The organism is Hadarchaeum sp. (SeqCode) (assembly GCF_049969415.1).
Lineage (GTDB): Archaea > Hadarchaeota > Hadarchaeia > Hadarchaeales > Hadarchaeaceae > Hadarchaeum.
In genome coordinates, this window is sequence record NZ_JBMFOX010000015.1 from 17357 (window position 1) to 29001 (window position 11645).

At 59.0% G+C, this 11645-nt stretch carries 8 protein-coding genes; 6 read left to right on the forward strand and 2 right to left on the reverse strand.

From position 1 onward, the window contains the following. Nucleotides 1–20 precede the first annotated feature (20 nt). Nucleotides 21–773, forward strand: coding sequence for a mechanosensitive ion channel domain-containing protein (locus tag ACP5PX_RS04700; RefSeq protein WP_428084477.1), 753 nt, complete (start codon nucleotides 21–23; stop codon nucleotides 771–773). A gap of 29 nt (nucleotides 774–802) precedes the next feature. Here the strand turns inward: ACP5PX_RS04700 and ACP5PX_RS04705 are convergent, their stop codons facing one another. After that, nucleotides 803–1843, reverse strand: a complete 1041-nt coding sequence (locus ACP5PX_RS04705) for a mechanosensitive ion channel family protein (RefSeq protein ID WP_428084479.1) — start codon at nucleotides 1841–1843, stop codon at nucleotides 803–805. Between the two features lie 65 nt (nucleotides 1844–1908). Between ACP5PX_RS04705 and otsB the strand changes: the two genes are divergently transcribed. Beyond that, nucleotides 1909–2694 carry a trehalose-phosphatase gene (gene otsB / locus ACP5PX_RS04710; protein WP_428084481.1) on the forward strand — a complete coding sequence of 262 codons (786 nt, stop codon included), beginning with the start codon at nucleotides 1909–1911 and terminating at the stop codon, nucleotides 2692–2694. Nucleotides 2695–2758: 64 nt separating this feature from the next. On the opposite strand, the gene ACP5PX_RS04715 is transcribed toward otsB, so the two are convergent. Next, a complete protein-coding gene (locus tag ACP5PX_RS04715) occupies nucleotides 2759–3727 on the reverse strand; it encodes a replication factor C small subunit (RefSeq protein WP_428084483.1) in 969 nt (322 codons plus the stop codon). Between the two features lie 135 nt (nucleotides 3728–3862). On the opposite strand from ACP5PX_RS04715, the gene ileS reads away from it, so the two are divergent. From ileS to radA, 4 genes are all read left to right on the forward strand, one after another. Beyond that, nucleotides 3863–7054, forward strand: a complete 3192-nt coding sequence (ileS, locus tag ACP5PX_RS04720) for an isoleucine--tRNA ligase (protein WP_428084485.1) — start codon at nucleotides 3863–3865, stop codon at nucleotides 7052–7054. 53 nt (nucleotides 7055–7107) lie between these two features. Further along, nucleotides 7108–8382 carry a hydroxymethylglutaryl-CoA reductase, degradative gene (locus tag ACP5PX_RS04725; RefSeq protein WP_428084487.1) on the forward strand — a complete coding sequence of 425 codons (1275 nt, stop codon included), beginning with the start codon at nucleotides 7108–7110 and terminating at the stop codon, nucleotides 8380–8382. Nucleotides 8383–8514: 132 nt separating this feature from the next. Next, nucleotides 8515–10566 carry a DUF2240 family protein gene (locus tag ACP5PX_RS04730; protein WP_428084491.1) on the forward strand — a complete coding sequence of 684 codons (2052 nt, stop codon included), beginning with the start codon at nucleotides 8515–8517 and terminating at the stop codon, nucleotides 10564–10566. A gap of 21 nt (nucleotides 10567–10587) precedes the next feature. Continuing rightward, on the forward strand, nucleotides 10588–11538 hold the full coding sequence (gene radA, locus ACP5PX_RS04735) for a DNA repair and recombination protein RadA (protein ID WP_428084489.1): 951 nt from the start codon (nucleotides 10588–10590) through the stop codon (nucleotides 11536–11538). Nucleotides 11539–11645 lie beyond the last annotated feature (107 nt).

An 11645-nucleotide genomic window follows, 5' to 3' on the forward strand; every position in this document is an offset into this window, starting at 1 on the left:
TTGAAGTTTAGGTGCAGGAGATGAACCTAAACGATCTGTTGCCAGAACTAGCAGTATTCGCTGCCACAGTATTGGTTACCTTTTTCGTCGTCAAAATTTTCAACTTGGTTGTCCGCGGAATGTTTAGGAACTGGGTGCCCGCGGTGAGGTCCCACATTCAAAAATTGGTCTCGATCACCATCTGGGCAATTGGCCTCATTTTTGCCTTTCAGCGGCTAGGGCTTCAGCTGAACTTTCTGCTCCTGATCTTAGGATTGATCGGGCTGGGCGTGTTGATAGCGCTCAAGGACACCCTTGAGAATATCGGTGCCAAATATTTTTCCGACGTTTACGTGCCGTTCAAGGTTGGGGACATCATCAAGGTTGCCGGCAGTACCGGCAAGGTGATTGAAATAAATCCGATAACGACCGTTCTGCTGACAAAAAATGAAGAGGTGGTTTCCATCCCCAACTCACTGTTTCTCAGGGAAAAAATGAAGAACATCACGCCTCACGTTTGGCGGGAGATATTGGTCCCGATAACGATTGACAGCAAAATTGATTTACCCGAATTTGAGAGCAAGGTGATGGCGGCGTGCAACAAGATCAAAAAATATCTCGATGAACGTTTCCCCCCGGTTTTAACGGTGAAGGGCCGAAACCGAAGATCGGTGAACTTGGTTTTGACCCTGATGGTGAAGGATCCCGATAAGAAGAGCGAGATCATCGATGAGGTGAACCGAAAGATTTCCGAAATAGAGCATAAGATGATCCGAAGGACTCGCCAAGAGTAGTCGAAACTTGAACATCGTTTGGCAAAAGATCAGGCCTGAGATGTTTCCTTCAAGTAAACTGTCCTTATCGGGAAGGGGATCACGATTCCCTCTTCCTTGTATCTCTTATGCAGGGCCTTGATGAACTCATGGATTACCAGGTACCGGTCCACGTATTCCTTTACCCGCAGGATTACGGTGAAGTTGATGCTGAAGTCGCCGAAGGTATGGTACCGGATAAAGGGTTCGAATTCGGGCACGCCGCCCTTCACTTTTTTCAGGATCTCCTTGGCCACTTCAATGGTCACCCGCTCCACCTTTTCCAGGTCGCTGTCATAACTTACTCCGACCTGAACCAGCACGGACATTTCAGGTTGCGGCATGTGGTAATCGACGACGATAGACCCGGCCATCTTGGAGTTGGGCACGGTGATGATGTTGTTGGAGAGTTCTCTGATCCTGGTGCTTCTCCAGCCGATGTCGACTACATAACCCTCCTGTCCCGTGTCCAGTTTGATGTAATCCCCAATTCTGATCGGTTTGTCCGTCATCAGGTACATGCCGGCAAAAAACTGGGAGAGCGTCTCCTGCAGGGCAAAGGCAATGGCAATGCCTCCGATGCCCAGCCCGGCGACGAGGGCGGTGACGTCGATGCCCAGTCCGTGGAGGATGAGGACGAAGGCAATAAAGTAGATGATGATATTTAAAGCCCTCATCAAAATCGGAGTCAGACCCTTGGTGCTGGGATGGATGACCTCATAATGCCTCAGCAGCCCGGTGATGACCCTGACCAGGGCAACGGTCGCGATAAGGACGATGATGACATAGCTGATGGTGGGGAGGTACTGTCCGATGATGTCCTGGGGCAGGGGGGCATGGGCTAAGGCATAATTTGCCCCAATCACCAGGAATATCAGGACAATGGGGGTTTTGATGGCCCCCAAGATGATGTCGTCCAGCTTGGTCTTCGTCCTCCGGGTCAACTTGGTTAGATAGACGCCCAGAATTACTCTGATCAGATATCCACCCAAGAGAAAACCGGCGAAGATCAGGATGGGGACCAGAATTTGCCAGATTTCCTCGATCGTCATCTTAGCACCGCTTCTTTTCAGATAAATTATATCCTCAAAAATATAACAATGACTGTGTGCGGCTCATGCAATCCCTGTTCAATCTCTTAAGTTACCCTTCCAAGTTGAAAAATCTGTTCTGGTTCTTTGACTACGACGGAACGCTAACCCCAATTGTCAGTGAACCGGAGCGGGCGACACTGGGCCCCGAGATGAAGAGGTTGCTGGATCTCCTGTCGGGAAGATTCAAGGTGGCGGTGATAAGCGGCAGGCCGCTGGCGGAGATGGAAAGGCTGGTCCCGCTGAAAGAAATCTACTATGCGGGCAATCATGGCTTTGAGATAAAGGGACCGGGAATAAATTTCGTTTTGCCCGAGGCGGAACTAGCGCGCCCGCTCATCTCCAGGATATGCGCCGAGCTCCAGGAGAGGCTGGGCCAGTTCTCCGGCTTGATTGTGGAGGGGAAGGGATTGACCGCAAGCCTCCACTATCGGTGTGTGGCTCCCGAGGAGGTCGACCGGTTGGCAAAAATTTTTTATCGTATCGTTCGCCCCCATGTCGCCTCCGGTTTGGTCCGGATAACCGGAGGGAAGAAGGTCTGGGAAATAAGGCCGAACGTCAGCTGGGACAAGGGAAAGGCGGTGAGATGGATGCTCGACGTCGCGGATCCCCGAAAAAGGCTATTGCCGATCTACTTCGGTGACGACACAACCGACGAGGATGCTTTTCTCGCGCTGAGAGATTTGGGGATAACGGTTCTGGTGGCCAGGGGTCGGAGGAGGACAAACGCGGAATTCTTTTTGAGGGATGTCGACGAGGTCAAAAGTTTCCTTGAAATCTTTTTGAAGAGCCGCGCAACGCCGCGGCGGTAAGCGACGGGCCCAAGTCGCAGGAAGAGAGTCCGCCATGGTCGAATGTTTTGACGAGGCCGCTTGATCATTTCAGTTTAGCGCCGATGAGGCCGAAGTGCGCCAGCATGGCCTCGAGCTGGATCCTCTCGTTGGCGCCCTGGACCAGCCTGAAGGAGAACTCCCCGATTTTGTCCAGAATTTCCACCTTGACATTCTCCGGCAGTTTGAGGTTGAAGATTTCCCGGTGGACCTGCTCGATGATGTCCTCGCCGGCCAGCCCCCTGTCGATGAGGAGCTCTTGCAGCTTCTTTCTCGCCTCCTCGAATTTTCCGGAGAGGGCGAGCTCCAGCATTTGCCGGACCTCCTCGGGCTTCGCCGCCGCGCTGACCTCATAGACGGTCTTCTCGGTTATCCTCTTGCTCAGCGCCGCCGCGGCCTGGAGGATGTTTATCGCCTTCCTCAGGTCGCCCTCGCTCAGGTAGGCTATCGCCTGCACCGCCTCGGGCGTCACCGTCAGCTTCTCCTCCTTGGCGATTCTCTTGAACATCTGCTCGATGTCCTTGTCGGTGAGGCGCCGGAACCTGAAGACGGCGCAGCGCGATTGAATGGGCTCGATGATGCGGCTGGAGTAGTTGCAGTCAAGGATGAAGCGCGTCGTCTGGGTGAACATCTCCATCGTCCGGCGCAGGGCATTCTGGGCGTCGGCCGTGAGGGCATCGCTTTCGTCCAGCAGGATGATCTTGTAGGGGAAGTCCCCGATGGGCCTGGTCCTGGCGTAATCCTTCACCTTGGTCCGGATTGTGTCGATTCCGCGCTCATCGCTCGCGTTGAGCTCGAGCATGTTCTGGCGCCAGCTCTCCCCGAACAGCTCCCGCGCGATGCAGAGCGCGGCCGTGGTTTTTCCGGTTCCCGCGGGCCCGGCAAAGAGCAGGTTGGGCAGCGACTTCTTCTCCACAAAGCTCTTCAACCTGGTGACGATTTCCTCCTGTCCCACCATTTCATCGAGCTTCTTGGGACGGTACTTTTCCACCCAGATTTCGTCCACTTCAGCCATGAAAATCTCCCAGTGGAGCATTTTCGTCTTCCCCGTTAAATCACTTTGGGAGCCGGCCGGCAGGGGTTATCACCGGCACGGAAACCTGCAGCGAGATTTTTAGGAACCAATCACAATTACTTTCGGGTTGATGGCATGATCCAACCGGCAGCCAAGGTCTACGACGCCAAGAAGGCCGAGCGCGAGGTGCAGGAGTGGTGGCTTTCCGCCGGGATCTATGAAAAGGTGAAGCGGTCGCGGGAGGGTGGCAGAGTGTGGTATTTCCTCGACGGCCCTCCCTACGCCAGCGGCAGCATTCACTTGGGCACGGCCTGGAACAAGATAATCAAGGATGCGGTCCTCAGATACCAGACCATGCGCGGGCTGAACGTCCGGCGCCAGCCCGGTTGGGATTGCCACGGCCTGCCCATTGAGGTCAAGGTCGAGGAGCTGCTCGGGATCAGGTCCAAGAAGGACATCGAGCAGAGGATAGGGGTCGAGGCCTTCGTCGAGCAGTGCAAAAAATGGGCCACCGATCACGTCAGGATCATGACCGAGCAATTCAAGGAGCTCGGGGTCTGGATGGACTGGGATGACCCCTACATCACCTTCGCCAGGGATTACATCGAGTCCGCCTGGTGGACCCTCAAGAAGGCCCACGAGCAGGGGCTGGTCAGGAAGGACCTGAGGGTGATTCACTGGTGCCCCCGCTGCGAGACGGCGCTGGCCGAGCATGAGGTCCGGGGCGAGTACCAGAACGTCAGCGACCCCTCACTCTACGTCAGGTTCCGGCTTCGCGATCGCCCCAATGAATATCTGCTGGTCTGGACGACGACCCCCTGGACCCTCCCCGCCGACCTCGCCGTCTGCGTCAACCCGGACTACGATTATTCTGAGGTCGAGATCGGCGGTGATATCTACATCCTGGCCACGGCGCTTGTGGAGAAGGTGATGAAGGACTTGGGCATCAGCGACTATCGAGAGGTGGGTTCGGTCAAGGGGGCCACCCTGGAGGGGATGTGGTACGAGCACCCCCTGCTGGACGAGGTCCCCAAGCAGCGGGAGTTCGTGGACCACCATCGCGTCATCCTCGGCAGCCATGTGACGCTGGACGAAGGTACCGGCTGCGTTCACACCGCCCCCGGTCACGGTGAGGAGGACTTTGAGGTGGGGTTGAGGTACGGGCTGCCGGTGTTCAGCCCGGTGGGTCCTGACGGCAGGTTCACCGAGGAGGCAGGAAAATATGCCGGGATGTTCGTGAAAGAGGCGGACCGCGTCATCTTGGAAGACCTTCAGAGAAAAGGTCTGCTCGTGAAGGCGGGGACGCTGGTGCACCAGTATCCCCACTGCTGGAGGTGCCAGTCGCCGCTCCTCTTCAGGGCCACCGAGCAGTGGTTCTTGAAGGTGGGGGAGATAAAGTCGAGCATCATCCAGAAGAACGCGGAGAGGGTGAAGTGGGTCCCGGACTGGGCGACAATTCGTTACGCGAACGGCGTGGAGTCAGTGGGTGACTGGTGTATCTCCCGCCAGCGCTACTGGGGCATCCCCCTGCCCATCTGGATTTGCGGGCAGTGCCAGCACTTAGTGGTGGTGGGGAGCCTAGAGGAGCTCTCTGCCCTCTCGCCGCAACCGTTGGGCGAGATCGACCTCCACCGCCCCCACGTTGATCGCGTAGAGATCAGGTGTCCCAAATGTGGCGGGACTTCACGGCGGGTCCCCGATGTTCTCGATGTCTGGTTCGACTCCGGCATCGCCTCCTGGGCCAGCCTGGGCTATCCGAAGAGGAAGGAACCGTTCAGCCAGATCTGGCCCAGCGACTTTGTCACCGAGGGCGAGGACCAGGTGACCAAGTGGTTCTACAGCCAGCAGGTGGTTTCCATCGCGGCCTTTGGCGACGTTCCCTACAAGAGGGTGCTGATGCACGGCTTTGCCCTTGATGAAAAGGGCCGGAAAATGTCGAAGTCGCTGGGGAACGTGGTTACTCCTGAGGACGTTACTAGGAAAAACGGGGTCGACGTTCTCCGCCTCTACATCCTCGGGGCCAACCCGCCATGGGAGGACCTGAAGTTCAGCTGGAAGGGCCTCGAGGTGGTCCAGAAGATGATCGGGGTGCTCTGGAACGTTCACGTCTTTGCCACGACCTACATGTCTCTGGATGAGTTTGACCCTAGGAAAGTGGACTGGGAGAAGGTCAGCGCCAGCTTGTTGCCCGAGGATCGGTGGATGATTTCCAGGATCAACAGCGTCGTCCGGGAGGTGACCCGGGCGATGGAGGACCTCAACCTGCACATCGCGGTCAGGTCCCTTTCCAACTTCGTCCTCGAGGACCTCAGCCGGTGGTACGTCCGCTCGGTCAGAGAAAGGGTCTGGATTGAGAAGGAGGATCCAAAGAAGCTCGCCGCCTACGTGGTGCTCTACCAGGCCCTGCATGTCTTGATCAGGCTGCTGGCCCCGTTCGCCCCCCACCTCTGCGAGGTCATCTACCGCGATCTGGTCAAGTCCGTGGACTCTAATAGCCCGGAGAGCGTCCACATGCTACCCTGGCCGTCGGCGGATGAAGGCGCGATAGACGTCAGGCTCGAACAGGGCATGAGGGCGGTCCGGGCCTTCGTGGAAGCCGGGGCCTCAGCCAGACAGCAGTTCCGGCTCAAGCTCAGGTGGCCGGTGAAGCGGGTCTCCATCAAGGCCGCCTCGGCGGAAGTTCTCGAGATGATTAAAGATCTTAGCGAGCTGCTGCAGGATCAGCTGAACTGCAAGGAGCTGGTGCTCCTGGGCCCTGATGAGGAGCTTGGTGAGCTGAGGCTGAAGATCAGGCTGGCGGAGGAGCAGTTCCGGCAGAGGTTTGGCGAGATCGCGGAGAAGGTGATGGAGCTGGTCAAGGGCATGGACGCCTGGAGGCTTTTCGAGCAGCTGAACCGACACGGCTTCGTCGGCCTGCAGTTCGACGGTTTTAAGCTCAGCATTCCCAAGGACTTCATCTCGTTCGAAGAGGAGCCGGCGGAGGGGTTTGCCCTGGTGCAGACCGAGTTCGGGAAGCTGCTCTTGGACACCAGGATGACCCCGGAGCTGGAGGCGGAGTCGCTGGCCCGGGAGCTGGTCCGAAGGCTGCAGATGATGCGGAAGGAGATGGAGCTGGGGATGGAGGAAAGGGTCGATGTCGTTATCGGATTTCCCAGCCAGGCTGATCTGGAGAGTTTGAGCGCCCAGCAGGAATACATCTCCCGGGAGGTCCGCGTGAGAAATCTGCGCCTCCGCCTGCTGAATGACGTGGCCGGCGAGGGTTATCTCAAGGACTGGAACATCGACGGGGAGAGCTTCAGGTTGCTGGTGAAGAAGGTCGTTTCTTAGCCCATTGGTTCACTGATATAAGTGAGTAGCTGCCAAGTTTGATGGGGATACGGTTGCCGAGATCTGATATCTCCGGGTTCTACCGGTTGAGCCCCAAGGAAAGGCTGAAGCTGGTTAAGGAGTTTGCCGGGCTGGACGATGCCGAGGCGGAGCTACTGCAAAGGGCCGGGGCCTTAACCTTGGAGCAGGCCGACCGCATGATTGAAAATGTAATTGGAGTAACCTCTTTCCCGCTGGGGATAGCCGCCAATTTTCTCATCAACGGCAGGGATTATCTCATCCCGATGGTCCTCGAGGAGCCCTCGGTGGTGGCGGCCGCTTCTAATGCAGCCAAGATGGCCCGTGTGAGGGGCGGCTTTCAGACCGAGAGCACCCCGCCGGTGATGATCGGCCAGATCCAGCTCGTCGATGTCGCGGACCCCAAGGTCGCTAGGGAAAAAATCCTTCGGGAGACGGGCCGGATCTTAGCCAAGGCCAACGATCAGGACCCGGTGCTGGTGAAGCTGGGCGGAGGAGCGGTGGGTCTTGAGGTCAGAGTTCTCAGCACCGCAGTCGGACCAATGGTGATAGTTCATCTTTTGGTGGACGTCAGGGATGCCATGGGGGCTAATGTCGTCAACACGATGTGCGAGGCGGTGGCTCCGGTGATCGAGGAGATCACCGGCGGCCGGGTCTTCCTGAGGATAGTTTCCAACCTCGCCGTTCACCGCTTGGCCCGGGCCAGGGCGGTTTTCGCCAAGGAGGCGCTGGGCGGCGACGAGGTGGTCGATGGAATTCTGAAGGCCTATGAGTTTGCCGTGGCCGATCCTTTTCGGTGTGCGACCCACAATAAGGGGATAATGAACGGTGTCATCGCGGTTGCCTTGGCCACATTGAACGACACCCGAGCGCTTGAGGCCGGGGCCCACGCCTACGCCGCGCTCGGCGGCGGCTACCGCCCGCTGAGCCACTGGTGCCGGACCCCTGAAGGGGATCTCGCCGGCAGCATCGAGCTTCCGGTGGCCGTGGGCGTCATCGGCGGAGCCACGGCAGTCCATCCCGTCGCTAAGATCTGCCGCAAGATCCTCGGGATGCCTTCGGCCCGACAGCTGGGGGAGATAATGGCCGCGGTGGGTCTGGCGAACAACCTGGCGGCGATGCGGGCGCTGGCGACCGAGGGCATTCAGGCCGGCCACCTTAAGCTGCATGCCAGAAATATCGCGGTGACGGCCGGGGCCGAGGGAGAACTGGTCGATATCGTGGCCCGGCGAATGATTGAGGAGAAGAAGATCAGTTATGACCGGGCCCTGGCCATCCTCAAGGAGATCAAGGGCTCGCGGCAGCAATAGCACGGCAGAAAAAATTTTTAGGAGTCACTTAAATCAAAATACCCCTTCGATTGGTGGTTAGAGGTTGAGCCCTAAGTTTTCAAAAATCTCTATAAGTTTGAAGGCGCAGTTCTTTCGGGGCTGGACGTGGAGATGACTTTTGAGCAGATGGTGCAGAGCATCCTGGAGATCACCGGGCTGAGCCGCGACGAGGTGATGTCCCGGATCCGGGCCAAGCAGGAGGAGCTCGGCGGCTTCGTGACGCTTGAGGGAGCGGCGAACATAGTCGCCCGGGAGTTCGGTGTGGTCTTTGAGCGCAAAGAACCCGAGGTCAGGCCCCTCCGCATTGAAGATTTACTGCCCGGGATGTCCAAGGTCGACATCATTGCCCGCGTGGTCAGAATCCAAGAGCCGAGGGAGTTTCAGAGGCCCGGTGGCCGTCCGGGGCAGGTGGGCAGCCTGGTCCTGCAGGATGCCACCGGTGAGATAAGGCTCGTGCTCTGGGATGAGAAGACCTCGATTCTGCGGCAGGGCGGCTTAAAGAAGGGGGACATCATCAGGGTGCAGGGAGCCTATGTCCGGGAGGGATTGGACAAGCGGCCGGAGTTAAGCCTTGGCGCCCGGGGCACGATATCGCTGTGTCCGGATCATCCGCTGGCCAAGGAACTGCCGCCTCTTTCCAGATCCCGGGTGAAAATTGCAGATTTGGCGCCCCATCTGGTTGAGGTGGATGTGGTGGGGCGGGTGGTCACGTCCAGCGAGGTCAGGGCCTTCGATCGCCCCGATGGAACCACTGGAAAGGTGGCCACGCTGATCCTGATGGACGACACCGGGCAGGTGCGGGTTTCCCTTTGGGACGATTGGGCTGAGATGGCGAAGGAGATTGGACGCGGCGAGGTGGTGATGCTGGAAAATGCCGCGGTCAGAACCGGGCCCGGCGGTCGCGTCGAGCTGAGCCTCGGCGCGGGCGGGCGGCTGGTGAGGAACCCCACCGGGATTTCCGAAGTTCCGGAGCTGGCGGAGAGGCCGCTGAAGCTGGGCGAGGTCGATCCCGACATGCGCTCGCTTGATGTAGCGGCGGTCGTGAAGAGCAAGCTGCCCCCGCGGGAGTTCAAGCGCGGTGATGGCTCCACTGGCCGAGTCCTGAGCCTGATCTTGGCCGATGACACCGGGACCATGCGAGCATCCTTCTGGGACCAAGCGGCGGACTTGGCCCAGAAGCTGCAGGTCGGCGACATCGTGCTGTTGAGAAATGCTTACACCCGAACGGGCTTGGGCAGCAGACCCGAAATTCATGCGGGCAGGAATACACAGATTGAGATAAATCCGCCAGGGGTCCTCGTTGCTAGGCCCAGGTCGCAGGCCATCAAGATAGGCGAGCTGGAGCCCAACCTGGACGCGGTGGAGGTGGTCGGCAGGGTGGTGGAAGTTTCCGAGGCGCGCGAGTTCACCCGCCCTGACGGTAGCCGGGGCAAGGTGGCCACTTTGGTTCTGGGTGACGATTCAGGGACGGTCAGGGTTTCCCTCTGGCAGGAGCATGCGGAGAAAGCGGTGGGCCTCAGGGTCGGCGACGCGGTGCGCTTGATTGATGCTTACACCACGCTGGGGATTCAGGGCCAAGTGGAGCTTCATCTGGGCAGCCAGGGCACCCTGGAGCTGAACCCGGCTGGCGAGGTTCCGCGGGCGATCGCCGGCGAGGTGGCCGCGCCGGGACCGGAGCGGCTGGAGATCTCTCAAGTTGACCGCGAGGGCATGAGGGTGGAGGTTCGGGGAACGGTGGTCCAAGTATTTCACCGCCGCCCGTTCTTCGACGTCTGTCCCAACTGCGGTCGGAGCATCAGCGGCGCCGAGACCAGCCTGACCTGTGAGGAGTGCGGGAAGGTGGTCACGCCGGAGCACCGGGCGGTGGTCAGCCTGCTGCTGGACGACGGCACCGGCAGCATTCGCGTGGCCCTTTTCGGAAAGGTGGCGGAGAGGTTGTTGGGGATGGGTGCCAAGCAGGTCATTGATCGCCTCAAATTCAATCCTGATTTAGCTGCATTTTACGGTGAGCTGGGTCTGGTCGGAAGGGAGCTGGTGGTTTCCGGGGTAACCCGGCGTGACAGATATCTCGATCAGCTGGAGATCCGGGCCCAGGACTTCAGAGCAGCTGACCCGCGGGAGGAGGCGCAGCTGCTTCTCAAAAGGCTAAAAGAAATGAAGTGAGAGTATAAAGGGGAGAGGGTATTGTCCGAGGTCAGCAAAAAAACGATAGAGAACCTTCCCGGGGTCGGCGAAGCCACGGCGGAGAAGCTTCGTGAGGCCGGCTACCGGACGATTGAGTCGATAGCGGCCGCGACCGTCGCCGAGCTGCGGGAGGCCGCCGAGCTGGGTGAGGCGCAGGCCAAGAAGATCATCGCTGCAGCCAGGGAGGCCGCCGATTTTTGCTCCTTCGTGACCGCGGACAAGGTGCTGGAGAAGCGGGAAAAGGTGGGCCTGATCACGACGGGCAGCACCGCTCTCGACGACCTGCTGGGCGGCGGGGTGGAGACGCAGGCGGTCACCGAGGCCTTCGGGGAGTTCGGCTCGGGCAAGACGCAGCTGGCCCACCAGCTCTGCGTTAACGTTCAGCTGCCCAGGGAGCAGAAGGGGCTGGAGGCCAAGGCGATTTTCATCGACACCGAGAACACCTTCAGGCCGGAGCGGATCCGGGACATGTCGCTCGGCGTGGGGCTCGATCCCGTCAGGGCGCTGCAGAACATCTACTATGTGAGGTCCTACAACACCGACCAGCAGATCCTGATAGCCGAGAAGGCGGAGGAGATAGTGGAACGGGAGAACATCCGGCTTATTGTGGTCGACTCAGTGACCGCTCATTTCCGGGCTGAGTTCACCGGACGGGAGACCCTGGCGCTGAGACAGCAGAAGCTGAACCGGCACCTGATGACGCTGCACCGGATTGCGGACCTGCACGACTTGGCGGTCTTCGTGACCAACCAGGTGCAGGCGCGGCCGGACGTTTTCTTCGGCGACCCCACCAAGCCCATCGGCGGACACATCCTGGCCCATTCTGCGACGACCCGCATCTACCTCCGTAAGTCTAAGGAGCAGCGGAGGATTGCTCGGATATTTGACAGCCCCAACCTCCCCGAGCGTGAGGCGGTTTTCCGCATCACCGAGCAGGGGATAAAGGATTGAAGGTGTCTTTTTGATCCGGCTTCTGGCCGTTGACATCGACGGCACCATGACCTATCGGAACCGGCGGCTGGACCTGGCGGCGGTCGAGGCCATCCGGAGGGCGGAGG